Genomic DNA, 23,415 nt, shown 5'->3' on the forward strand with positions numbered 1-23,415 from the left:
GACGCGCCAGTGCCGCTCGGCGGCGACCGGTGGGTCCTCGGCTACCCTCGTCGGGTGCGGTTGGTCATTGCGAAGTGCTCGGTGGACTACGTCGGACGGCTCTCGGCTCACCTGCCGCCGGCCACCCGGTTGCTGATGGTGAAGGCGGACGGGTCGGTGTCGATCCATGCCGACGACCGGGCGTACAAGCCGTTGAACTGGATGAGCCCGCCGTGCCGGCTGGAGGAGGCCCCCGGCGTGTGGCGGGTGGTCAACAAGGCCGGCGAGGAGCTGCGGATCACCCTTGAGGAGATCTTCCAGGACACCTCGTACGAGCTGGGTGTGGACCCGGGTCTGCGCAAGGACGGGGTGGAGGCGCACCTACAGGAGTTGTTGGCCGCCAACCCCGGTGTGCTGGGTGAGGGGTTCACGCTGGTCCGCCGTGAGTACATGACGGCGATCGGCCCGGTCGACCTGCTGTGCCGGGACGCCAACTCCGGCGCGGTGGCCGTCGAGGTCAAGCGGCGCGGCGACATCGACGGTGTGGAGCAGCTCACTCGATACCTCGAGTTGATGAACCGGGACCCGCTGCTCAGCCCGGTGGCCGGGGTCTTCGCGGCTCAGGAGATCAAGCCGCAGGCCCGGGTGCTCGCCGCCGACCGGGGCATCCGGTGCGTGGTCGTGAACTACGACAGGCTGCGGGGCATCGAGAAGGACGAACTGACGCTCTTCTGATCGGCTCACCCGCCGGTGCGCACCGCGATCAGCGACTTGGGCAGGCCGAACGCCCGCTCGACAAGCATTGTCGAGTCGGGGAAGTAGTGGCGCATCTGCGAGCGGTCAAGCAGTTCGGTCCAGAGCACCTGGTGGATGGCGGCGTCGTGGCTGCGGGTCGGCTTGTGGCCCAGCGGCCAGCGGCGGGCGAACGCGGTGCGCAGTCGTACCGGCAGGAACTGCATGCCGGGCGCGATCCAGTGTGGCTCGATGGGGAAGTAGCGGTAGGGCGTCTGCACCCAGTGCCGCTCGGCCAGGCCGCGGGTGGTGGCGGCGAAGCGCAGCCGGCGTTCGTGCCCGCCCACATGCTCCAGGACGGAGTTGGAGAAGACCAGGTCGTAGTCGTTCCTGGCGAGGCGCGGAGGTAGGTCGCAGGCGTCGGCCTGTTCGACGTGGGCCCAGTCCGGCACGACGGCGGGCGGCTGCTCCAGGTTGATGACCGTCACCCGGGCCGGCCGGACGGTCGCGCGGTGCCAGGTGCCGAGCCGGCCGCCGAGATCGACCACGTGCATGTCGCCGATGCCCGGGAAGGTGCGCGCCAACCAGTCCGAGCGATGCCGGCGCCGCCGCGCACTCCACGACTGCTCGCTGTCGACAAGGCGGTAGCGCAATCGATTAGGGCCCATTTAACGCAATGTACCGCCGCCGACACCGCCTATAAACATGTGGATACGCCGATCCTTGGTGATGATCGGTTATCCGACACTCACCTTCCGTACATGATCTTGATGGCCTTGACGAGTCGGGCCACGTCGGTCGGGGTCCGTTCGAAGGTCATCGACGGCAGCAGCGACCGGGCCCGACGGCGGGTGACCGCCTTGGCCCGGCCAAACTCGCGCAGCCCGTCCTCCCCGTGGATGCGCCCGAAACCGGAGTCGCCCACCCCGCCGAACGGCAGGGTGGACATGCCGGCGAACGTCAGAGTGGAGTTGATCGAGGCCATTCCGGAGCGCAGCCGCCGCGCGATGGACACCGCCCGCCGCCGGCCGAAGACCGAACCCCCCAGGCCGTACGGCACGGCGTTGGCGCGGGTCACGGCCTCGTCGGCGTCACGGACCCGGCTGATGGTCAGCGTCGGGCCGAAGGTCTCCTCGCGGACGGCAGCCGACTCGTCCGGGACGTCCACGAGCACTGTCGGGTGCACGTACGGCGGCTGCACGGCACTCGGACCGCCGAGCACGGCACGCCCGCCGGAGGTGATCGCGGCGTCGATGTGCCGGCGGATCACGTCGAGCTGGCCGGGCATGGTGATCGGCCCGATGTCGGTGCCCTCCGGCCCGACGGTCAACTGACCGGCTCGGGCAACCACCTTGTCGACGAAGGCGTCGAAGACCGAGTCGACGGCGTACACCCGCTCGATGCCGATGCAGGTCTGGCCCGCGTTCGTCATGCCGCCCCAGACGCACGCCTCGGCCGCGGCGTCCAGATCGGCGTCGCTGTCGACGATCATGGCGTCCTTGCCGCCGCCCTCGATCAGCACCGGCGTCAGTGTCTCGGCGCAGGCGGCCATCACCTTCCGGGCGGTGGCGGTCGAGCCGGTGAATGCCACCTTGTCGACCCCCGAGCGACACAGCGCGGCGCCCACGTCGCCCAGCCCGTGCACGGCGGTGAACACCCGGTGCTCCGGCACCACCTCGGCGAAGCTGTCCACCAGCCACTGGCCGGCGGCCGGGGTGTACTCGCTCGGCTTGAGCACCACCGCGTTGCCGGCGGCCAACGCGTACGCGGCGGAACCGACAGGCGTGAACACCGGATAGTTCCAGGGCCCGATCACGCCGACCACGCCGTGCGGCTGGTATTCGAGGTGACCGGAGAACTCGGCGAGGATGAGCCGGGACCGCACCCGGCGCGGGCCGAGCACCCGGCCGGCGTTGCGGGCGGCCCAGTCGATGTGCTCGATCGCGGTGACGATCTCGACGATGGCGTCGGCGATCGGCTTGCCACCCTCGACGTGCACCAGCTCGGCCAACTCCTCGATGCGTTTGGCGAGCAGGGCGCGCCACCGCAGCATCCGTTCGCGGCGGTCGGTGAAGCCGAGCCCGGCCCACCACCCGCCGGCGGCTCGGGCGTCCTCGACGGCCCGCCGCACGTCGGCGTCGGTCGCGACCGGGAAGCGGCCGGCCTCAGCGCCGGTGGCCGGGCTGGTGGAGACCAGCCGACCTGCCTCGATGACCGGAAGACCGGGGACATGCACAGCCGTCATGACGGAAGTCTAGACCCGAAGATTACTCACCGGTAGGTCCGGATCGTGGCCGGCCGACCCGGAGTCGTACCCCCTCGTCTGATCGTTCATCAATGCAGGCCAGGGTGTTGACGGCGACCGCCACCCGCCCGAATCGTCGAACGGCGGGTAGCCGGGAGGTGACGAGGAGCTGACCGGCCGGTCGGTATCGATGATTACCGTCTGATGGCAGGCTGACGCGCGGAGTAACGGTGTGGGGTGGAGGGCTGACTGTCCATGGAGGAACATCCGGAACTTATGCCACTGCTGACGGTGGCGGGTGGGCCGATGCGCGGAGCAAGTTTTCGACTTCGGGTCGAACCGCAGGTGGTCGGTCGGGCACCGACCGGTCACGTCGTCATCAGCGACCCGCACCTGAGCCGCCGCCACGCGGAGGTGTGGCTGGCCCCGGAGGGCCCGTCGCTGCGGGACCTCGGCTCGACAAACGGCACCTGGCTCAACGACCGCCGGATCACCGAGGTCGAGCGTCTCTCCGACGGCGACGTGATCCGACTCGGCCGTACCGAACTACGCCTGTTCGACCCGGGGGTGGCACACACCGATCCGGTGGGGCTCAGCTTCGGCCCGTCCCGGCGGGACATTCGACCGACACTGCCGCTGCCGTTGGCCGCGCCGCCCAGTGCCCGCCGCTGACCGGCGCACGCCGACCCGGGCGTGACCCACACCTGGGCCGCGCCCGGGATGGCTGTCCGGCACCTGGACCGGCACCGGCGCGCGTGGCACCATCCCGCGGATGGAAACCGAGCAGCGGAGCGTCACCGCGAACGGCATCACCCAGGCGGTCCGGGTGGCCGGCCCGCCGGACGGCATCCCGGTGCTGCTGATCCACGGCAACTGCTCGTCCGCCCTGTTCTGGGAGCCGCTGGTCCGGCGGCTGCCGCCGACCCTGCGGGTGGTCGCCCCCGACCTGCGCGGGTACGGCGACTCCGCGACCGCCCCGGTGGACGCCACCCGCGGCCTGCGGGACTTCGCCGACGACGTGGCCGCACTGCTTGACGACCCGACGCTCTTCGGCCCCAGCGGCAACCGCCCGGTGGTGGTCGGGCACTCCCTCGGCGGCGGAGTGGCGATGCGACTGCTCGTCGACCACCCACACCGGGTGGGCGCGTTGCTGCTCGCGGCACCGGTCTCCCCGTACGGCTTCGGTGGCACCCGCGACCTGACCGGCACACCGACCACTCCCGACTTCGCCGGCACCGGCGCGGGCACGGCGAACCCGGACTTCGTCGCCCGGCTCGCGGCCGGCGACCGGAGCGCGGACACCGCGGCCAGCCCACGTGCCGTCCTGCGAGCCACCTATGTGGCCGATCCGGCTGCCCTGGGCGCCGACGAGGACCTGCTCCTGGACACGGTGCTCTCCACCGCCACCGGCGACGACAACTACCCGGGCACGGCGGTGCCCTCGCCGAACTGGCCGGGCACCGCGCCGGGGAAGCGTGGGGTGCTCAACGCGCTCGCGCCGACCTGGTTCCGGCTCGCCGACGAGCTGGTGGCCGTCGCCGACAAACCCCCGGTCACCTGGGTACGCGGCGACGCCGACGTCATCGTCTCGGACACCTCGCTGTTCGACCTGGCGTACCTGGGCTCGCTGGGTCTCGTTCCGGGCTGGCCCGGCGCGGAGGCCTGCCCGCCGCAGCCGATGGTCGGCCAGACCCGGTCGGTGCTGGAGCGGTACGCGGCGGCCGGCGGCACGTACCACGAGGTGGTGCTGCCCGGTTGTGGACACAGCCCGCACCTGGAACGGCCGGCCGAGTTCGTCGCGGAACTGCTGGCACTGACCAGCGGGCCCGTCGCCTAGCGGCCCCACGTCGCCGGCGGTGAAATATGCCACGGCGTCTCGACAACCAAGCGTCACGTGGCAGACTCGCGCGCATAGCCTTAGCGGCCGTTCAGGGGCCGTGCGGAGTGTCTGGGGAGGCCGGTCGTGGCGCGCGAGTTCAGCACCGTGGGTGTGGTGGGGCTGGGCACCATGGGTGCCGGCATCGTCGAGGTCTTCGCCCGCAACGGCATCGACGTGGTCGCTGTCGAGATCTCCGAGCCGGCGCTGGAACGCGGCCGGGCCACCCTCACCGCCTCCACCGACCGGGCGGTCGCCAAGGGCAAGCTCGCCGCGGCGGACCGCGACGCCCTGCACGAGCGGGTGCACTTCGCGGTCGGGCTGCCCGCGCTGCACTCCGTCGACCTGGTCATCGAGGCGGTGCCCGAGCACCTCGACCTCAAGCAGCGGATCTTCGCGGAGCTGGACCGGGTCTGCCGGCCGGAGGCCATCCTCGCCACCAACACCTCGTCGCTGAGCGTCACCGAGATCTCGGTGGCCACCACCCGGCCCAACCAGGTGATCGGCATCCACTTCTTCAACCCGGCGCCGGTGATGAAGCTGGTCGAGGTGGTCCGCACCGTCGTCACCTCGCCCGAGGTGGTCGCCGACGTCGAGGCGCTCTGCGCCCGGCTCGGCAAGGTCGACGTCACCATCAACGACCGGGCCGGCTTCATCGCCAACGCGCTGCTCTTCGGCTACCTCAACCACGCGGTCGCCATGGTCGAGTCGCACTACGCGACCCGGGAGGACATCGACGCCGCGATGAAGCTCGGCTGCGGCCTGCCGATGGGCCCACTGGCGCTGATGGACCTGATCGGCCTGGACACCGCGTACGAGATTCTGGACACCATGTACCGGCGCGGCGGGCGGGACCGCCGGCACGCTCCGGTGCCGCTGCTCAAGCAGATGGTGACGGCGGGGCTGCTCGGTCGGAAGTCCGGCCGGGGCTTCTACACCTACGTTCGGCCCGGCTCGCCGGTGGTCGTACCGGATGAGGCGACGCCGCTGACGACGGAGGCCGGCCTCGCCGACGGCGCGCGAGCGATCGCCAAGGTCGGCGTGGTGGGCTCCGGGACGATGGCCGCCGGGATCATCGAGGTCTTCGCGAAGGCCGGCTACGAGGTCGTGTCGGTGACCCGCGGCGCGGAGAAGTCCGCGACGGTCTGCGAGGCCGTGAAGACCTCACTGAACAAGGGCGTGGTGCGCGGCAAGCTCGCCGAGGCCGACCGGGACGCCGCGCTCGGCCGGATCAGCTGGTCGGCCACCCTCGACCACCTCGCCGACGTCGACCTGGTGGTCGAGGCGGTGGTCGAGGAGCTGAGCGTGAAGAAGGCCCTCTTCGCCAGCCTCGACGAGATCTGCAAGCCGGGCGTGGTGCTGGCCACCACCACCTCGTCGCTGCCGGTGATCGACGTGGCGATGGCCACCCAGCGGCCGGCCGACGTGGTGGGGCTGCACTTCTTCAACCCCGCGCCGGTCATGGCGCTGGTCGAGGTGGTCCGCACGATCCGCACCTCCCCGGAGGCCACCGCCACCGCCCGCGCCGTCTGCGCCGCGCTCGGCAAGACCGGTGTGGTCTGCGGCGACCGGTCCGGTTTCATCGTCAACGCGTTGCTCTTCCCCTACCTGAACGACGCGGTGAAGATGCTGGAGGCCAGCTACTCGACTGCCGACGACATCGACCACGCCATGAAGCTGGGCTGCGGCTACCCGATGGGCCCCTTCGAGCTGCTCGACGTGGTGGGGCTGGACGTCGCGCTGGCGATCCAACGCGAGCTGTACCTGGAGTTGCGCGAGCCGGGCTTCGCGCCCGCGCCGCTGCTGGAGCACCTGGTCACCGCCGGCTACCTGGGCCGCAAGACCCGCCGCGGCTTCCGCGACCACTCGCACCGCTGACCGGGTCAACGACCCGGGGTGCCTACGGCGTCTGCAGGGTGTGACCTTCGAGGAGTACGTCAGCAGCCGGGGCCCGGCGTTGGTCCGGCTCGCCCGGCTGCTGACCGGTGACGAACACCGGGCCGAGGACCTCACCCAGGAGGTGCTGTCCCAGGCGTACGTGCACTGGCGCAGGATCGCCCGCGCCGACCGGCCCGACGTGTACGTGCGCCGGATGCTCGTCAACGCCAACCACTCCTGGTGGCGGCGTCGGTCCAGCCGGGAGCTGGTCGTCGACTCCTTCGCCGAGCGGGCCCAGCGTGGCGACCTCGGCGGCGAGGCGGCCGACCGGGACGAGATGTGGCGGCTGATCCTCGGCCTGCCCGACCGCCAGCGGGCGGTGCTGGTGCTGCGCTACTACGAGGACCTCGACGACGCGACAATCGCCCAGATCCTGGACTGCTCGCCGGTCACCGTCCGCACCCACGCGATGCGGGCGATCGCCAACCTCCGGGAGCGCTGCGGTGCCCCGGCCACGAACGGGAGCCGACCGTGACAGACCTCGACCAGCGGATCGACCAGACGCTGCGCGAGCACGCCGAGGGCAGCGTGGACACCGACCGGCTGCTGGCCGTCGCGGTGTCCCGGGGTCGGGCGCGGATCCGTCGCCGACGCACCACCGCTGGCACGGTGCTCGGGGTGGTGGCCGTGCTCGGCGCGGGCGTGGCCCTCGGTCCGGTGCGGCTCTCCGGCTCCGGACCGGACGTCGTCATCCCAGGGCTTGGCCGGCCGGGTGACGCCGTGGAGGCCGTGACGCCGCCCCGGCTCGACGACGTACCGGGCGCGGCCGCCCGACCCGATCTGGTCGGCACGGACCCGGACGTGCTGCACTTCGGGTTCGTCCCGGACGGACCCCGATACCTCTCCTGGTCGGTGCAGAGCGGCGTGGAGATGGCGCGGCTCGACGTCGGCGGGCGCACCGTCACCGTGGAGCTGGCCGCCTCCGCGGAGGCCCTGCCCATGCGCGCGCAGGGCCTGCCGGCACTGGTGCCGGAGCTGATCAAGGACGGTGTCTTCGACGGATCGGTGTCGCACGCCGAGGGGCCCTACGGCGTCCTGGCCTGGCTGCGGCACTGGCAACCCGCCCCCGGGGTGTACGCACGGGCCAGCGGCAGCGGCCCGGACGAGCGGGACCTGTTCGACGTGGCCGCCGCGCTGCGGCTCGACCAGGCCCACCGCTGCGGTGGCCCGCTGCGGCTCACCGCGCTGCCGGCGGGCACACGGCTCGTCAGGTGCGAGGTGACTGTGGCACCGTTCCCGGCGGCGTTCGGCGTGCAGATGATGGTCTCCGGGAGCGACCCGGGCGCGATTCAGGTCGAGTTGCAGTACGCCACCGGTATCGCCGGGAACCGCATCGAGGGGAACCGGATGATCGGCGGCAAACCGGCGCACATCGATCAGCAGAACAAGGAACTTGAGCTGCTCGGCTTTCCCAAGGCCCACCTGACCGCGAACTTCGGCTGGCCGGCGCAGGGGTACGACGAGGAGGACGCGGCAACGGTGCTGGGCGGGGCGCAGGTCGCCGAGGCGCTGGACGAGCCCGCGTCCTGGTGACCGACCGGGCCGCCCCATCAGACGGACCGTACGCTTGGTGACTGTGAGCCCCCGTCGCAACCGCCCTCGTCGGGACGAGAACGCCAACCTGGACGCCGACCGCGTCCGGCAGGGTGTCGCCTCGGTGCAGCAGTGGACCGACGGCGCCTGGCAGGTACGCGGGATCGGCGCGGGGGCGTCCGTCAAGACGTACCGCTGCCCCGGCTGTGACCAGGAGATCCGACCCGGGGTGGCGCACCTGGTGGCCTGGCCGGCCGACGGCCTCGGTGACCTGACCGACCGGCGGCACTGGCACAGCGGCTGCTGGCGAGCCCGGGACCGGCGCGGCCCGGCCGTGCAACGCGGCCGGGGCACCCCCCGCTACTGACCTACCCGGCCGGGGCGCCCCGGGCGACGCGGCCGGGGCGCCCCGCGCCGCGCTGGGCGACGGCGGCCGGCGGTGCCCCGCGGCGGGGCTCAGCGACCTGGATCACGCTGTTCGTGCCCGGGCGGGCGGCGGCGGTGACTTCACGACACACTTGGGCGGTGAGCACAGCGATCCGCGCGTCGTCGATCCTGCCCGGCCGCCGGGAGGACATCGAGCTGCACACCGCCGACGGCCTGCGGCTGGTCGGCGAGCTGGCCCTGCCGGCCGACCGGCCGCCGGTGGCCACACTGGTCTGCCTGCACCCGCTGCCCACCCACGGCGGAATGATGGACAGCCACGTCTTCCGGAAGGCGGCCTGGCGGTTGCCCGCCCTGGCCGACCTGGCCGTGCTGCGGTTCAACACCCGGGGCACCAGCAGCCTGCGCGGCACCAGCGAGGGAGCGTTCGACGGCGCGGTGGGGGAGCGGTACGACGTGGCCGCCGCCATCGAGTACGCGGAGTTCGCCGAGCTGCCCGACATCTGGCTCGTCGGCTGGTCGTTCGGCACCGACCTGGCCCTCAAGTACGGCTGCGACCCGGCGGTCGCCGGGGCGATCCTGCTCTCCCCGCCGCTGCGCTTCTCGACACCTGCCGACCTGGACACCTGGGCCGCCTCGGGTCGGCCGCTCACGGCGCTGGTGCCCGAGTTCGACGACTACCTGCGTCCGGCCGAGGCGCGGGAGCGGTTCGCCGCCGTGCCGCAGGCCGAGGTGATCGGCGTCCCGGGCGCCAAGCACCTCTGGGTGGGCGACGCGGAGACGGTGCTCGACGAGATCGTCCGGCGGGTCAACCCGGCCGTCGAGGTGCCCCTGCCGACGACCTGGGACGGCCCGGTGGAGGCCGGCGACGTCAGCGCGTACGCCGACCGGACGGTGGCGTCGTTCGCCGACACGCCCGTCCCCGGCCCGGCCGCTGGTCAGGCCAGCTGACCCGCCGGGCCGCGGGTCAGCGGGTCTCCTGGCGGGGCAGCACCACCTCGCGCAGGATCAGTTGCAGCGCGGCCACCGTGGGGATGGCGATCAGCGCGCCCACCACGCCCAGCAGCGCCACGCCGAGCAGCGCGGCCAGCAGGGCGGCCACCTCGTTGACCTCCACCGAGCGTCGCATCACCTTCGGGTAGATCAGGTAGTTCTCCACCTGCTGGTAGATGAGGAAGAAGATCGCGCAGGCGATGCCGGTGGGCAGGTCGGAGGCGAAGCCGACCAGGCTCACGATCACCGCGCCCAGGGTGGCGCCGATCTGTGGGATCAGGTCGGTCACCGCCACCACCACGGCCAGCGCGAACGGGTACGGCAGCCCGACGATCAGCGCGAAGACGAAGGTGGTCGCACCGGCCAGCACCGCGATGCTCAGCGCCCCGACCATGTAGGCCCCGACCTTGGCGAGGATCTCGTCGCCGATCAGCTCCACCCGCTCCCGCCGCGACCGGGGCACCAACGCGTAGCCCAGGGCCCGCAGCTTGTTGAAGTAGGCCAGGAAGTAGATGGTCAGCACCAGCACGGTAAGCGTCCGGAACACCGTGCCGAAGATCAGTTGTGCGCCGCCCAGCACCCCGCCGAGCGCCCGACCGACCGTCTCCGCGTTGGCCGCGCCCTGCACGCGCTCCACCACGTCGTACCGCTCCACCAGGTCGTTGACCGTCGGATTGCGGCGCAGCTCGTCGAGCAGGCTCGGGATCTGGTCGATGAACTGCCCCGACTGCGTCACGATGGGTGGGACCAGCGCGACCACACCGCCGCAGAGCAGCAACACCACGGTCAACGCGACCGCCGCCACCGCCAGGCCGTGCGGCACGCCCCAGCGGCGTAGTCGTACCACCGCCGGGTTGAGACCGACAGCCAGGAAGAGCGCGATCACCACCAGCACCAGGATGCCGCCGGCGTTGCGAATCCCCAGATAGAGGGTGTACGCCAGGAGCACGCCAAGCGCCCCGGTGAACCCGATCAGGAAACTGCTGCGGCGCAGCGGACGCCCCGGTGTGCCGAACTTTCCGGACGGTACCGCCGGCGGCTCGTCCGGGTCGATCCCCGGAGCGGGGACCGGCACCGGTGGTGGCGTCTCCGCCGACGGCGGCGTCTCCGCTGGCGGGGGACCGGGGGGCACGTCCGGGTCGTCGCCGGACGGGTCGTTCTGTGGCACCACGGTCCTCCCGGTTCAGGCGTTGGGCCGACGGGTGGCGGCCACGAACGCCCGCCAGGCGGTCGGTGCGAAGACCAGCACCGGGCCGGTCGGGTCCTTGCTGTCCCGCACCCCCACCCGTCCGGGCAGGTTGTCCGCCACCTCGACGCACTCACTGTTGCCGCTACGGGTCGACGTGCGCCACTGTGCACCGGTCAGGTCCATGACGTCACAACTTCCTTCATCAGCTCGATCGACTGCTGGCGGGGCAGTGCACTGTTTCTGATCATCTCCCAGCGCGCCAGCAGCGTAGCCACCTCATGGTCGCCATCGACCACGAGACCGTCAATCTGGTGCTCCGCAGCCGCGGCTCGGGCCGTACCCGGCGTTTCCCCGATTCAGCGGCGCGCGGACGCCGCACACCCCGCTGCGACCCATGTGGTGCTGCCGGGCAGACGGCCGACCGTGGCCCTGCGCAGACGCTCGGCTGCTGCTCAAGGCGGAGTTCGACACCGACCCGGCGGCGCTGACCATCTACCTCGCCGGGCTCTACCACGAGGCGGCGCACGACCTGTACCAGCTCAACCCGTACGACGGGCCGGCACCCCGGGAACTGTTCGAGCGCTTCGTGGCGTGGGGCCCGTTCCGTCGTCCGATCATCGACCCACCACCCGACCAGCGGCCCTGATCCACTCGCCTTTAATGAAATCGGGGTGTCCGGGTAAGCCGGACACCCCGATTTCGCTGATGTCGTGTCGATCATGCCGCTGGCGGCGTACCCGTCAGTCCTTCTCGATGGTGACCTTGCTGGGCTTGGCGCTGCGCTCGTCGGTGGTCGGCTTGCTGGGTCGCTTGCCGTTCTCACCGGTGCTGGTGATCTTGGTTGGCTTGGCGCCCCGGCCACCCTCGCCCGGAACGGCGGCCACTGTCGGCTCCCCGTCCACCCCGGCGCTGGCCGCACCTCCGTCGACGGTGGTCACCGGCTCGGCCACCGGCCGGGTGGTGGACTGCCCGGCACCGTCAGCCCCGGCGTTCACCGGCTGCCGGGTGTCGGCGGGCTCGGTCTTCAGGCCGGTGGCCGCACCCGACCCCGGCGACGTGCCCGCCTCGGTGGCCGCAGTGCCGGACCCGGTCGCGCGGTCGTCTCCACCGTCGGTCGCGCTGCTGCTCACTCCGTCGCCAGCGGTCGGGCCGTCGATCGGGCCCGTGACGCTCTGCAACCGCAGCTCGGCCACCTGCCGCTTGAGCTCGTCGGACTCCTGCCGGGACTTCCAGGTCTCCTGCCGCAGGTCGGCGAGTTGCTGCTGGGCCTGGGCGATCTCCAGCATCACCTGGGCGAGCTGCTGTCGGCCCGCCGCCGACTCCTGCTGGGTGGCCGCCAGGTGCTGCTGGGTGGTGGCCAGGTGCTGCTGGGTGGTGGCCGCGTACTCCTCGAACTGCCGACGGGAGGCCGCGACATGCTCGTCGGCCTCGCGGCGCTTGTCGCCGGCCTCGGTCTCCGCCCGGCGCAGCAGCTCGGCGGCCTCCGCCTCGGAACGCTGGCGCAGAGCCGCCGCCTCCTGCTCGGCCGCCTGAAGGACACCGGCCGCGCCCTGCTCGATCTCGTTCTTACGCGTGGAGTACTCGGTCTCCAACTCGTCGCGGCGGGCGGTGAAACCCGCCTCCAACTCCTGCTGACGGCTGGCGAACCCGGTCTCCAGCTCCTGCTGGCGGGACTTGTGCTGCTTGTCCAGCTCGTCGCGGTGCTTGGCGAACTCCTGCTCGGCAGTGGACCGACGCTGCGCCAACTCCCGGTCGGCCGCCTCCCGCCGCGAGTTGACCTCCTGCTCCACGCCGGCCCGCCACGCGCCCAGCTCCTGCTGGGTCTGCGCCCGGGTGTGCTGCACGTACGCCTCGGTCTCGGCGCGCATCCGCTGCACGTACGCCTCGGTGTCGGCGCGGCTGCGCTTGGCCGCCTCGGCGGCCTGCGTGGTCAGCCGCTCCGCCTCCTGCTGCGCCTTCGCACGGGTGGCCCGCCCGGCCATCGACGCGTCGTCGATGATCTGCTTCGCCTCCTGCTGCGCCTTGGCGTGGCTGGCCCGACCGGCCTCGGTCGCGGTGTCGGTGAGCCGCTTGGCCTCCTGGAGGGCCTTGGCGTGCACCTCCTTGGCGGCGTCGCGCAGGTCGCTGGCCTCCTGCTGGGCGGTGGCCAAGGTCTCGCGGGCCGTCTCGCGCAGCTTGGTGGCCTCCTGCTGGGCCCGAGTGTGGATCTCCTTGGCGGTGTCCCGCAGCTGGGTGGCCTCCTGTTGGGCCTTCGCCAGCGCGTCCTGTGCCGCCTTGCGCAACTGCGCCGACTCGTCCTTGGCCGACCGCAGGGTGGCGTCCGCCTCGGACCGTCGGGCGGCGCTGTGCCGCTCCTCCTCCGCGCGCCGAGCGGCGAGGGCCAGCTCGAAGTCCTTCAGCGCCCGCGCGGACTGCTCGCGGGCCTCCTCGATGATGTGCTCGGCCGCCGCGCGGCGGGCCTCGATCTCGCCGTTCGCGTCGGTCAGGATCTGCTCGGCCTGCTCCTCCGCGAGAGTGAGGATCGACTCGACCCGCGGGCCGAGATGCCGGAACGAGGCCCGGTCGACCACGTTCATCTGCTTGCGCACCTGCGTCAGGTCACGCTGGAGCACCTCGACCTGGCCGGCGAGCTTGTGGATCTGTGTATACGCCTGTTCCCGTTCGGAGGCGAGGGTCGCGATCTCGTGCTCAGCACGCGCGACATACCGATCAACCTGTTTCTTCTCGTACCCCCGCAGAGCGGACTCGAAGCTGGGCTCCGTCGTCACGTCCCCGCCGAGAGCGAACAGTTCCTCGCCGTGCGACATGCCCCCATCCTCACACGCAACAGGGCCTGCTGGGGCGATACGGACGCGCCTTGTGCGAGCTACTTCACTCCGTTGCGAGCAGGGGATACCAACGGTTGGGAAACGCACACGGCGCGAGGTTGCACCGGTTACCCGGTGTCACCTCGCGCCGTCGATGCCCCGACCTGACGTCTCGCGTCAGCCGGCGGTCTCCGCCGGCACCCGCTCCTGACCGCCATCGGTCTTCTTGGCCTCCGGCTTGGCCGCCGGGGCGGCCGCTGGCATCCCCGGGACGATGCCGGCGAGCCCGGAGAGCATCTGACCGAGCTGCGAGGTGACCGCGTCCTTCTGCCGGGTGAGGTCCTCGACCTCGCGGCGGGCGGCCTGCGTCGTCAACTCCGCCTCGGTGCGGGCCTCGGAGAGCAGGCGCTGCGACTCGGCCTTGGCCTCGTTGAGCGTCTTCTCGGAGTGCGCCTTGGCCTTGTCCAGCGTCTCGGCGGCGTTGCGCTCCGACTCGACCCGGCGAGCCTCGGCGCGCTGCTCGATCTCCTTCGCCCGCTCCTGCGCGGCCCGAGCACGCTGCTCGGCCTCGCTCACCATCTTCTGGGTCTGCGCGACCTGCGCGGCGTGCCGCTCGGACTCCTCGCGCTCGGACTTCTCCCGCCGCTCAGCCAACTGAAGCTCCAGCGCCTGGAGGTCCTTGTCGCGCTTGTCCCGCGCATCGGTCAGCAGCTTGGTCGCCTCGGCGCGCTTCTCCTCAGCCTCGCGGGCGGCCTTCGCCCGCTGCTGGGTGATCTCCCGCTCGGCGGTGGCCCGGAGCGTGGCGACCTCCCGCTCGACAGTCGACTTCAGCTCGGCGACCTCGTGGGCGGTGACGGTACGAAGCTGCTTGGTCTCGCGGTCGGCGTCCGCGCGCAGCGTGTCAGCCTCCCGGCGGGCCTGCACCCGGACCTCGGCGGCCTCGCGCTCGGCGGCGGTACGCAGGTTGCCAGCCTCGCGCTCGGCGCTGGCCTTCATGGCCGCGGCCTCGGCGCGCGCCTTGTCGGTGATCTCGCGGGCCTCGAGGCGGGCGGCGGAGAGGATGCCCTCCGACTCGCGCTTGGCCTCGTTGCGGTGGTCGTTGGCCTGCTCCTCGGCGAGCCGGAGGATCTGCTCGACGCGGGTGCCGAGACCGGAGAGGGTGGGCCGGCTGTTCTCTTCGAGCTGCTTGTTCGTGTCGGTGAGCTTCTGCTCCAGCGCACTCATGCGCTGTTCGGCCTGGCGGAGCCGACGCTGGGCGTCGTTCATCCGCTGCTCGGCCTCGGCACGGGCCTGCTCGGACTGGGTCAGCGCGGCGGTCATCCGGCCGAGGAAGTCATCGACCTGGTGAGTGTTGTAACCGCGCAGGCCGACGGTGAAGTCTGGCTGCGAGTTCGCGTTATCGAAGAACGCGAGAGGGGAGGACTGCTGCTGGGGCATTGGGACATACTGGCAGACGCCCCAGGGTGCTTCGCAAGAGCGGTGCGCAGCTTTCGTGGCCTCATTACATGGTCAACTCCCACCATCGGCGCGGCTGGACCAATCGGCGATCTTGGCAGGTCCCGGGCGGGTCGGACGCCACGGAGCGTGACGCGGAAAAGGGCCCCGGGGTTACCCGAGGCCCTTTGTTCGATCCTGGTGGGTTTCTCGCTAATGGGAGCGGAAGAACAATGTCCGATCACCGCATTGGACATCGAGCGTTCACCCGTCCGGCCGGTGGTCGGACGCGGTGCCTCCCCGGGCCGGCGGTGCCGGTCAGTGTCCCCGGAACCGGTTGATGGCGTCCTCGTGCCGGGCCCGCAGCTCCCCGTCGCGTACGCCCAGACCGTCGGTGGGCGCGAGGCAACGCACCCCGACCTTGCCCTGGTGGGCGTTGCGGTGCACCTCGTACGCGGCCTGACCGGTCTGCTCCAGCGAGTAGGTGCGGGACACCGTCGGGTGCACCTTGCCCAGCGCGACCAGGCGGTTGGCCTGCCACGCCTCGTGATAGTTGGCGAAGTGGCTGCCCACGATCCGCTTGAGGTGCATCCACAGGTAGCGGTTGTCGTACTGGTGCTGGAAGCCGCTCGTGGAGGCGCAGGTGACGATGGTCCCACCGCGCCGGGCCACGTAGACGCTCGCGCCGAACGTCTCCCGACCCGGGTGCTCGAAGACGATGTCCGGGTCCTCGCCGGCGGTCAGCTCGCGAATCCGCTCGCCGAAGCGCTTCCACTCGTCCGGGTCCTGGGTCTCCTCGTCCTTCCAGAAGCGGAAACCCTCCGCCGCCCGGTCGATGACCAGTTCCGCGCCCATCCGGCGGCACAGCTCGGCCTTCTCCGGCGAGGAGACGACGCAGACCGGGATCGCGCCGCCGTTGAGCGCCATCTGGGTGGCGTACCCGCCGAGGCCGCCGGAGGCGCCCCAGATCAGCACCACGTCGCCCTGCTTCATGTTGGCCCCGTGGTGCGAGACGAGCTGCCGGTACGCGGTGGAGTTGACCAGCCCGGGACTGGCCGCCTCCTCCCAGCTCAGGTGCCGTGGCTTGGGCATCAGCTGGTTGGCCTTGACCACCGCCAGCTCGGCCAGCCCACCGAAGTTGGTCTCGAAGCCCCAGATCCGCTGCTGCGGGTCGAGCATGGTGTCGTCGTGCCCGGCGGCGTCCTCCAGCTCGACGGAGAGGCAGTGCGCGACCACCTCGTCGCCGGGTGCCCACCGGGTCACCCCGGGGCCGGTGCGCAGCACCACGCCCGCCGCGTCCGAGCCGACGACGTGGTACGGCAGGTCGTGCCGGCGGGTCAGCTCGGAGACCCGGCCGTAGCGCTCCAGGAACTTGAAGGTGGGCAGCGGTTCGAAGATGCTCGTCCACACCGTGTTGTAGTTGATCGCGCTGGCCATGACCGCGACCAGCGCCTCGCCCGGCGCCAGCTCCGGCGTCGGCACCTCCTGGACGTGCAACGCCTTGCGCGGGTCCTTGTCCCGGGTGGCCATGCCGTCGAACATCCGGGCCTCCTCGGCGCGGACCACCACGCCTCGGTAACTCTCCGGTACGGGCAGCCCGGCGACGCCGGCGAGTTCGCGGTCCGGATCGCTCGATTCCTCCGCCGCCATGATCGCTTCGAGGATGTCCTGCACGGTGACCTCCGGTTCGTCCGCACCCGCACGGGCCCGGGTGCTGCCATCGTCGGCGCCGGTGGGGCACGACCGCCATGTCGGCATTCGACACATCCGACCCCGTCGCGCTCCGGTGGGGCCGGACGTTACTGAACGGTAGCTAGGCCGGGAAGTCCTCTGTGAAAAACTGCATCCGCCGATGCGTGAAGGTGTCCGGCCACCCCTCCAACCGCGCACTGACGTGCGTGGCTGGAGCCTCCGGAGGGCGCGGGGCGGGGCGCGCGGGGCGCGCGGGGCGCGCGAGGCAGCAACATCAGGGATGTTGCTGCCTCAAGAGCGGTGGAGGCAGCAACATCCCTGAAGTTGTGCGGATCTTGCCGACGGCGGCGTCGGCGCGGGGTCAGTGGGGGGCGGGCTCGACGAGTTCGACAAGGACGCCACCGGCGTCCTTCGGGTGCACGAAGTTGATCCGGCTGTCCGCGGTGCCGCGCCGCGGTGCGTCGTAGAGCAGCCGCATCCCCCGCGCGCGCAGCGCCGCGCAGGCCGCGTCGATGTCGACAACCGTGTACGCGACCTGCTGCACACCCGGCCCGTTGCGGTCCAGGAACTTGGCGATCGTCGACTCCGGGGTGAGCGGGGCGAGTAGCTGCACGCAGCCGCCCTCGGTGGTCGGCCCGACGGCAAGCATCGCCTCCTGTACGCCCTGCTCGGCGTTGGTCTCGATGTGCACGCAGCGCATCCCGAACGTCCGCTGGTAGAAGTCGATCGCGGTGTCCAGGTCGGCCACGGCGATCCCGACGTGGTCAATCTTGCGAAGCCCGATGTCTGTGACGGAGTCGGCACCGGGCTCGGCGGAGGAGTTCTCAGTCATGACGCTAGTCTGACCGAACACTCGTCTGACCGAACATTCGTTAAGGCGTACAGCACGGCACCCCCTCGGAGGCAGGCATGGCTTCGGTGATCATCAGCGGCGCGCGGACCCCGATGGGGCGGCTGCTGGGCAACCTCAAGGACCTCCCGGCCACGAAGCTCGGCGGGATCGCCATCAAGGCCGCGCTGGAGCGTGCCGGGGTCGGCCCCGACCAGGTCCAGTACGTGATCATGGGGCAGGTGTTGCAGGCCGGCGCCGGTCAGATCCCGGCGCGGCAGGCGGCGGTCGAGGCGGGCGTACCGATGTCGGTGCCGGCGCTGACCATCAACAAGGTCTGCCTCTCCGGCCTGGACGCCATCGCCCTGGCCGACCAGTTGATCCGTGCCGGCGAGTTCGACATCGTGGTGGCCGGTGGCATGGAGTCGATGACCAACGCCCCGCACCTGCTGATGGGGCAGCGCACCGGCTACAAGTACGGCGACGTGGTGGTCAAGGACCACATGGCGCACGACGGGCTCAGCGACGCCTGGGACTGCTGCTCGATGGGCGAGTCGACCGAGCGCCTCGGCGCCAGGCACGGCATCACCCGCGAGGAGCAGGACGCGTTCGCCGCCGCCAGCCACCAGCGGGCCGCCGCCGCGCAGAAGAACGGCCACTTCGCCGACGAGATCGCCCCGGTGGTGATCCCGCAGCGCAAGGGTGACCCGCTGGTGATCAGCGAGGACGAGGGCATCCGCCCGGACACCACTGTCGAGTCGCTTGCCAAGCTGCGTCCCGCCTTCGCCAAGGACGGCACCATCACCGCCGGCAGTTCGTCGCCGATCTCCGACGGTGCCGCGGCAGTGGTGGTGATGAGCAAGGCCAAGGCCGTCGAGTTGGGGCTGACCTGGCTGGCCGAGATCGGTGCGCACGGCAACGTGGCGGGCCCGGACAACTCCCTGCACTCGCAGCCGTCCAACGCGATCAACCACGCGCTGAAGAAGGGTGGCCTGAGCGTCGCCGACCTGGACCTCATCGAGATCAACGAGGCGTTCGCGCAGGTCGGCGTGCAGTCCACCCGGGACCTCGGCATCAGCCCGGACAAGGTCAACGTCAACGGCGGCGCCATCGCGCTGGGGCACCCGATCGGCATGTCCGGCGCGCGTCTCGTCCTCACCCTCGCCCTGGAGCTGAAGCGGCGTGGTGGCGGCACCGGCGCGGCGGCGCTCTGCGGTGGCGGTGGCCAGGGCGACGCGTTGATCATCCACGTGCCGGGCAAGGCTGCGTCGGCCCGGTGAACGAAGCCGCCGAGCAGGTCCCGTCGACGGGCGCCACGTCGGTGCGCCGCAGTCGGGACGTACCGATGCTTGTCGAGCGGGCCCGCGCGGGTGACCCCCGCGCGGTGGCCCGGCTGATCACTCTTGTGGAGAACGGCGACGACCTGCTGCCGGCGATCGCCGCCGCGTTGGCGCCGTACGCCGGGCAGGCCCAGGTCGTCGGGCTGACCGGTTCGCCCGGGGTGGGCAAGTCGACCACCACGAACGAGCTGGTCCGCGCGCTGCGGGCGCGGGGGCATCGGGTCGGCGTGCTGGCGGTCGACCCGTCCAGCCCGTTCACGGGTGGGGCGATCCTCGGTGACCGGGTGCGGATGCAGGACCACGCCACCGATCCGGGCGTCTACATCCGGTCCATGTCCAGCCGGGGTCACCTCGGCGGGTTGGCCGCGGCGACGCCGCAGGCGGTCCGGGTGCTGGAGGGCGCCGGGTGTGACGTGGTGCTTGTGGAGACCGTCGGCGTCGGGCAGGCCGAGGTGGAGGTGGCCTCCCTTGCCGACACCACGCTCGTGCTGCTCGCCCCCGGCATGGGTGACGCGATCCAGGCGGTCAAGGCCGGCATCCTGGAGATCGCCGACGTGTTCGTGGTCAACAAGGCCGACCGGGACGGCGTCGACGCCACCGTCCGTGACATCCAGGGCATGATCGCCCTCGGTGAGCGCGGCCCGGGGCAGTGGAGACCGCAGGTGGTCCGCTCGGTCGCCGCACGTGGCGAGGGCATCGACGAGATCGCGGCGGCGATCGACAAGCACCGGGGTTGGCTCGTCGAGCACGGCGAGCTGCGCCGCCGCCAGGAGGCGCGGGCCGCCGCCGAGGTCGAGGCGATCGCGCTCGGCGCCCTCCGCGCCCGGATCGGCTCACTGCGCGACGGTACGGAGTTGGCCACGCTCGCCGCCAAGGTCGCCGAGGGCGCGATCGACCCGTACCGGGCGGCGGACGAGTTGCTCGCCCAGCTCGCTCGCTGAGCGTCCACCGGGGACACCCTGGCGGCCTGCCTCCCTTGTAGGCTCGCAGCGCCCCACGGCGGTGGGGGCCGGGCGGTGTGCCGGCGCGGTGGCGTGAGGAGCAGGGGAGTGGCTATGGACCACGAGGCGACGCAGGAGCTGATCACGGCGTCGGCGGGGGCTGGCGGAACGACGCAGGTCTCCGACGAGGTGATCGAGAAGATCGCGGTCGCGGCAGCCCGCGCGGTTCCCGGGGTGGCCGAGTTGGGCGGGGACGTGGCCCGGTTCTTCAACTCCGTGCTGGACCGGGTCGGGCTGGATCAGGTGGGCGATGCCCGGCGGGGTTGCTCGGCGCACGTGACCGGGGACGCCGCAGTGGTCAACCTGGTGTTGGTGATCCAGGCCGGCCAGCCGGTGCCGGAGATCACCGGGCAGGTGCGGGCCCGGGTGACCGAGGCGGTCGAGGCGTACGGGCTGCGGGTCGACGAGGTCAACATCCGGGTCGACGACGTGGCGATGGGCGGGCCGGCCGTCTAGCCCGGATCGGGGCGGCGGGGGTTCCAGGCCGCACGTTACCGGTCGGTACGACGGGACTTAGCGATCGTTCAGGTGGGGGCCCTACACTCGACGTGCAGTCGAGGACCCGAGGAGGAGCCCTGCTCATGGACGCCGACGAGATCGATGCCGGACGGGCGCGTTGGCAGGCCCGGTACGACGCCGCACGCAAGCGTGACGCCGACTTCACCACGCTTTCCGGGATGCCTGTCGAACCGGTCTACGGGCCGCCCGAGGGCAGCGCGTACCCGGGCTTCGAGCGGATCGGCTGGCCGGGCGAGTACCCGTACACCCGGGGTCTGTATCCCACCGGCTACCGCGGGCGGACCTGGACGATCCGGCAGTTCGCCGGCTTCGGCAACGCCCAGCAGACGAACGAGCGCTACAAGATGATCCTCGGCGCCGGCGGTGGCGGCCTCTCGGTCGCGTTCGACATGCCGACGCTCATGGGCCGCGACTCGGACGACCCGCAGGCGCTCGGCGAGGTCGGCCACTGCGGTGTCGCCATCGACACCGCCACCGACATGCAGGCGCTCTTCGACGGCATCGACCTGGCCGACGTCACCACCTCGATGACCATCTCCGGCCCGGCCGTGCCGGTGTTCTGCATGTACCTGGTCGCCGCCGAGCGGCAGGGCGCCGACCTGTCCAAACTGGACGGCACGCTGCAGACCGACATCTTCAAGGAGTACATCGCGCAGAAGGAGTGGCTCTTCGACCCGGAGCCGCACCTGCGCCTGATCGGCGACCTGATGGAATACTGCGCCGCCGAGATCCCGCGCTACAAGCCGCTCTCGGTCTCCGGCTACCACATCCGCGAGGCCGGCTCGACCGCCGCGCAGGAGCTGGCGTACACCCTGGCCGACGGTTTCGGGTACGTCGAGCTGGGCCTCTCGCGCGGCCTGGACGTGAACGTGTTCGCGCCGGGGCTGAGCTTCTTCTTCGACTCGCACCTCGACTTCTTCGAGGAGATCGCCAAGTTCCGGGCCGCCCGCCGGATCTGGGCCCGCTGGCTGCGCGACGTCTACGGCGCGACCAGCGAGAAGGCCCTCTGGCTGCGGTTCCACACGCAGACCGCCGGGGTTTCGCTGACCGCGCAGCAGCCGGTCAACAACGTGGTACGCACCGCCGTCGAAGCCCTCGCGGCGGTGCTCGGCGGCACGAACTCGCTGCACACGAACGCGCTCGACGAGACCCTGGCGCTGCCCACCGACGAGTCGGCCGAGATCGCCCTGCGGACGCAGCAGGTGCTGATGGAGGAGACCGGCGTGGTCAACGTGGCCGACCCGCTCGGCGGCTCCTGGTACGTCGAGGCGCTCACCGACAAGATCGAGGCCGAGGCGGAGGAGATCTTCGCCCGGATCCGGCAGCTCGGTGGGGAGGGGCCGCACCAGATCGGCCCGATGACCTCGGGCATCCTGCGCGGCATCGAGGACGGCTGGTTCACCGGGCACATCGCCGAGTCGGCCTTCGTCTACCAGCAGGCTCTGGAAAAGGGCGACAAGAAGATCGTCGGGGTCAACTGCCACACCGGTACGGTCGCCAAGGAGCTGGAGATCCTGCGCATCTCGCACGAGGTGGAGCTGGAGCAGCGCCGGGTGCTGGCCGAGCGCAAGGGCGCCCGGGACGACGCGGCGGTCCGGGCGGCGGTGAGCCGGATGGTCGACGCCAGCCGCACCGACGAGAACATGATCCCCGCGATGCTCGACGCCGTCCGCGCCGAGGCGACCCTCGGCGAGATCTGCGACGCCCTGCGCGCCGAGTGGGGCACCCACCGCGAGCCCGCCCGCTTCTGACCCCGCCGTCCGCGTCCCCCCGCTCCCCATCCCCGCGCCCCAGCCCCGCGTTCCGCGGACGTTCGTGATCGTGCCGAGGCGGTCCCGGGGGACCACGCGAATGCCGCGTTCCGGCGATCGGAATTGCGTGATCGCCGGGGCCGGGGGCGGGGGTGCGGGCGAGGTGGCGGAGCAGGGTGAGAGTTGCAACGTCGGGGTTGTGGGTGAGCTGAGATCGGCGGCTCACGTGCGAGACTAGGTAACCATGAGCGACCCACGGATCACCTCGTCGATCTTCACCCGCGGCGCGGTCGACCTCAGCACGCTGCGTGGCCCCGCACCAGCAAGTACCCGCCCTGGCACGCCCCCGCAGGGCGGCCCGTCCAACGGCACCCCCGGCGCGCCCACCGCCGGCGGGAGCACCGCCATCATCGACGTCACCGAGGCGACAATCCAGTCCGAGGTGCTCGAACGGTCGATGACCGTGCCCGTCGTCGTGTTCTTCGGCGCGGCCGGCTTCCCGGAGAGCGACGAGTTCGCCCCGGTCCTGGAGCAGTTGAACGCCGAGGGCGGCGGCACCTGGGTGCTGGCACGGGTGGACGTGCAGGAAAATCCGCGAATCGCCCAGATGTTCCGAGTCCAGGGCATCCCGATGGTCTACGCGATCGTCGGCGGTCAGCCGGTCGACGCCTTCTCCGGGGTGGTGCCCGAGGCCCAGCTTCGGCAGTGGATCCAGGCCGTGCTCAAGGCCGGCGGCGTGACAGTCGCCGAGCCGGAGGACCCCCGCCTCGACGAGGCCGACGACGCGCTGATGAGCGGCGATCTGGACGCCGCCGAGCAGGCGTACCGGAAGATTCTGGCCGATGCCCCGGCGGACGCCGCGGCCACGGCGGGGCTGGCTCAGGTCGGGGTGGCCCGACGGGTCGCCGGCGCGGACCCGGCCGCCGCGCTGGCCGCCGCCGAGAGCGCACCCGACGACGTGGCCGCCCAACTGCTGGCCGCCGACATCGAGGTGCTCAGCGGCCTGGCCGAGCAGGCGTACGCCCGGCTCGTCGGTCTGGTCCGGCGCACCGCCGGAGAAGACCGGGAGACCGCCCGCCAACACCTGGTCTCGCTCTTCTCCATCGCCGGCCCGGACGATCCGGCCGTCGCCTCGGCGCGCCGGGCACTGGCCAGCGCCCTGTTCTGAGTTCG

Annotated in this window: 21 protein-coding genes and 2 pseudogenes; 14 read left to right on the plus strand and 9 right to left on the minus strand. The window is 71.6% G+C overall.

Features of this window, described 5'->3' with window-relative positions:
• The first annotated feature begins 54 nt into the window (after positions 1 to 54).
• On the plus strand, positions 55 to 714 hold the full coding sequence (gene nucS, locus AB0F61_RS10165) for an endonuclease NucS (RefSeq protein WP_357806469.1): 660 nt from the start codon (positions 55 to 57) through the stop codon (positions 712 to 714).
• 5 nt (positions 715 to 719) lie between these two features.
• Here nucS and AB0F61_RS10170 read toward each other — a convergent pair whose 3' ends face one another.
• Positions 720 to 1,379, minus strand: coding sequence for a class I SAM-dependent methyltransferase (locus AB0F61_RS10170; protein ID WP_357806472.1), 660 nt, complete (start codon positions 1,377 to 1,379; stop codon positions 720 to 722).
• A gap of 80 nt (positions 1,380 to 1,459) precedes the next feature.
• Positions 1,460 to 2,956, minus strand: coding sequence for an aldehyde dehydrogenase family protein (locus AB0F61_RS10175; RefSeq protein WP_357806474.1), 1,497 nt, complete (start codon positions 2,954 to 2,956; stop codon positions 1,460 to 1,462).
• 276 nt (positions 2,957 to 3,232) lie between these two features.
• On the opposite strand from AB0F61_RS10175, the gene AB0F61_RS10180 reads away from it, so the two are divergent.
• The 7 genes from AB0F61_RS10180 (at position 3,233) to AB0F61_RS10210 (ending at position 9,638) form a co-directional block, all read left to right on the plus strand.
• On the plus strand, positions 3,233 to 3,628 hold the full coding sequence (locus tag AB0F61_RS10180; protein ID WP_357806477.1) for an FHA domain-containing protein: 396 nt from the start codon (positions 3,233 to 3,235) through the stop codon (positions 3,626 to 3,628).
• Between the two features lie 100 nt (positions 3,629 to 3,728).
• The gene (locus AB0F61_RS10185) at positions 3,729 to 4,793 is read left to right on the plus strand and encodes an alpha/beta hydrolase (protein WP_357806480.1); all 1,065 of its coding nucleotides are present in this window, start codon (positions 3,729 to 3,731) and stop codon (positions 4,791 to 4,793) included.
• Between the two features lie 126 nt (positions 4,794 to 4,919).
• Positions 4,920 to 6,710: a 3-hydroxybutyryl-CoA dehydrogenase gene (locus AB0F61_RS10190; RefSeq protein ID WP_357806483.1), complete on the plus strand. Its 1,791-nt coding sequence runs from the start codon at positions 4,920 to 4,922 to the stop codon at positions 6,708 to 6,710.
• Between the two features lie 40 nt (positions 6,711 to 6,750).
• The gene (locus tag AB0F61_RS10195) at positions 6,751 to 7,245 is read left to right on the plus strand and encodes a SigE family RNA polymerase sigma factor (protein ID WP_357806488.1); all 495 of its coding nucleotides are present in this window, start codon (positions 6,751 to 6,753) and stop codon (positions 7,243 to 7,245) included.
• The gene (locus tag AB0F61_RS10200; RefSeq protein ID WP_357806491.1) at positions 7,242 to 8,303 is read left to right on the plus strand and encodes a hypothetical protein; all 1,062 of its coding nucleotides are present in this window, start codon (positions 7,242 to 7,244) and stop codon (positions 8,301 to 8,303) included. The genes AB0F61_RS10195 and AB0F61_RS10200 overlap by 4 nt, the downstream gene beginning before the upstream one ends.
• Positions 8,304 to 8,340: 37 nt before the next feature.
• On the plus strand, positions 8,341 to 8,670 hold the full coding sequence (locus AB0F61_RS10205) for a hypothetical protein (protein ID WP_036411703.1): 330 nt from the start codon (positions 8,341 to 8,343) through the stop codon (positions 8,668 to 8,670).
• Positions 8,671 to 8,828: 158 nt separating this feature from the next.
• Complete coding sequence (locus tag AB0F61_RS10210) at positions 8,829 to 9,638, plus strand: alpha/beta hydrolase (RefSeq protein WP_357806494.1); 810 nt, start codon at positions 8,829 to 8,831, stop codon at positions 9,636 to 9,638.
• A gap of 16 nt (positions 9,639 to 9,654) precedes the next feature.
• On the opposite strand, the gene AB0F61_RS10215 is transcribed toward AB0F61_RS10210, so the two are convergent.
• The 3 genes and pseudogenes from AB0F61_RS10215 to AB0F61_RS10225 form a co-directional block, all read right to left on the minus strand.
• Positions 9,655 to 10,755: an AI-2E family transporter gene (locus AB0F61_RS10215; RefSeq protein WP_357806570.1), complete on the minus strand. Its 1,101-nt coding sequence runs from the start codon at positions 10,753 to 10,755 to the stop codon at positions 9,655 to 9,657.
• Positions 10,756 to 10,863: 108 nt separating this feature from the next.
• Positions 10,864 to 11,052 carry a DUF397 domain-containing protein gene (locus AB0F61_RS10220; RefSeq protein ID WP_357806496.1) on the minus strand — a complete coding sequence of 63 codons (189 nt, stop codon included), beginning with the start codon at positions 11,050 to 11,052 and terminating at the stop codon, positions 10,864 to 10,866.
• Positions 11,043 to 11,186, minus strand: a pseudogene (locus AB0F61_RS10225) (DNA-binding protein); the annotation flags it as partial. The gene AB0F61_RS10220 and the pseudogene AB0F61_RS10225, both read right to left, overlap by 10 nt.
• On the opposite strand from AB0F61_RS10225, the pseudogene AB0F61_RS10230 reads away from it, so the two are divergent.
• Positions 11,186 to 11,515, plus strand: a pseudogene (locus tag AB0F61_RS10230) (hypothetical protein); the annotation flags it as partial. The pseudogenes AB0F61_RS10225 and AB0F61_RS10230 sit on opposite strands and share 1 nt — an antisense overlap.
• A gap of 94 nt (positions 11,516 to 11,609) precedes the next feature.
• On the opposite strand, the gene AB0F61_RS10235 reads toward AB0F61_RS10230, so the two are convergent.
• The 4 genes from AB0F61_RS10235 to mce all read right to left on the minus strand — a co-directional run bounded on the left by AB0F61_RS10235 (position 11,610) and on the right by mce (position 17,634).
• Positions 11,610 to 13,676 carry a hypothetical protein gene (locus tag AB0F61_RS10235; protein WP_357806498.1) on the minus strand — a complete coding sequence of 689 codons (2,067 nt, stop codon included), beginning with the start codon at positions 13,674 to 13,676 and terminating at the stop codon, positions 11,610 to 11,612.
• Between the two features lie 177 nt (positions 13,677 to 13,853).
• The gene (locus tag AB0F61_RS10240) at positions 13,854 to 15,113 is read right to left on the minus strand and encodes a DivIVA domain-containing protein (RefSeq protein ID WP_357806501.1); all 1,260 of its coding nucleotides are present in this window, start codon (positions 15,111 to 15,113) and stop codon (positions 13,854 to 13,856) included.
• 315 nt (positions 15,114 to 15,428) lie between these two features.
• Positions 15,429 to 16,784, minus strand: a complete 1,356-nt coding sequence (gene ccrA / locus AB0F61_RS10245; RefSeq protein ID WP_357806573.1) for a crotonyl-CoA carboxylase/reductase — start codon at positions 16,782 to 16,784, stop codon at positions 15,429 to 15,431.
• Between the two features lie 379 nt (positions 16,785 to 17,163).
• Positions 17,164 to 17,634 (minus strand): methylmalonyl-CoA epimerase, encoded by a 471-nt coding sequence (mce, locus tag AB0F61_RS10250; protein ID WP_357806505.1) that lies wholly within the window; start codon positions 17,632 to 17,634, stop codon positions 17,164 to 17,166.
• Positions 17,635 to 17,711: 77 nt separating this feature from the next.
• Between mce and AB0F61_RS10255 the strand changes: the two genes are divergently transcribed.
• The 5 genes from AB0F61_RS10255 (at position 17,712) to AB0F61_RS10275 (ending at position 23,410) form a co-directional block, all read left to right on the plus strand.
• Positions 17,712 to 18,911, plus strand: coding sequence for an acetyl-CoA C-acetyltransferase (locus AB0F61_RS10255; protein ID WP_357806508.1), 1,200 nt, complete (start codon positions 17,712 to 17,714; stop codon positions 18,909 to 18,911).
• 65 nt (positions 18,912 to 18,976) lie between these two features.
• Positions 18,977 to 19,912 (plus strand): methylmalonyl Co-A mutase-associated GTPase MeaB, encoded by a 936-nt coding sequence (gene meaB / locus AB0F61_RS10260; protein ID WP_357806578.1) that lies wholly within the window; start codon positions 18,977 to 18,979, stop codon positions 19,910 to 19,912.
• A gap of 114 nt (positions 19,913 to 20,026) precedes the next feature.
• The gene (locus AB0F61_RS10265; RefSeq protein ID WP_357806581.1) at positions 20,027 to 20,428 is read left to right on the plus strand and encodes an Asp23/Gls24 family envelope stress response protein; all 402 of its coding nucleotides are present in this window, start codon (positions 20,027 to 20,029) and stop codon (positions 20,426 to 20,428) included.
• Positions 20,429 to 20,553: 125 nt separating this feature from the next.
• Positions 20,554 to 22,242, plus strand: a complete 1,689-nt coding sequence (locus AB0F61_RS10270; RefSeq protein ID WP_357806510.1) for a methylmalonyl-CoA mutase family protein — start codon at positions 20,554 to 20,556, stop codon at positions 22,240 to 22,242.
• Positions 22,243 to 22,486: 244 nt separating this feature from the next.
• Positions 22,487 to 23,410 carry a tetratricopeptide repeat protein gene (locus AB0F61_RS10275; RefSeq protein WP_357806513.1) on the plus strand — a complete coding sequence of 308 codons (924 nt, stop codon included), beginning with the start codon at positions 22,487 to 22,489 and terminating at the stop codon, positions 23,408 to 23,410.
• Positions 23,411 to 23,415: the final 5 nt, after the last annotated feature.

The organism is Micromonospora sp. NPDC023888, assembly GCF_040639415.1.
Classification (GTDB): Bacteria; Actinomycetota; Actinomycetes; order Mycobacteriales; family Micromonosporaceae; genus Micromonospora.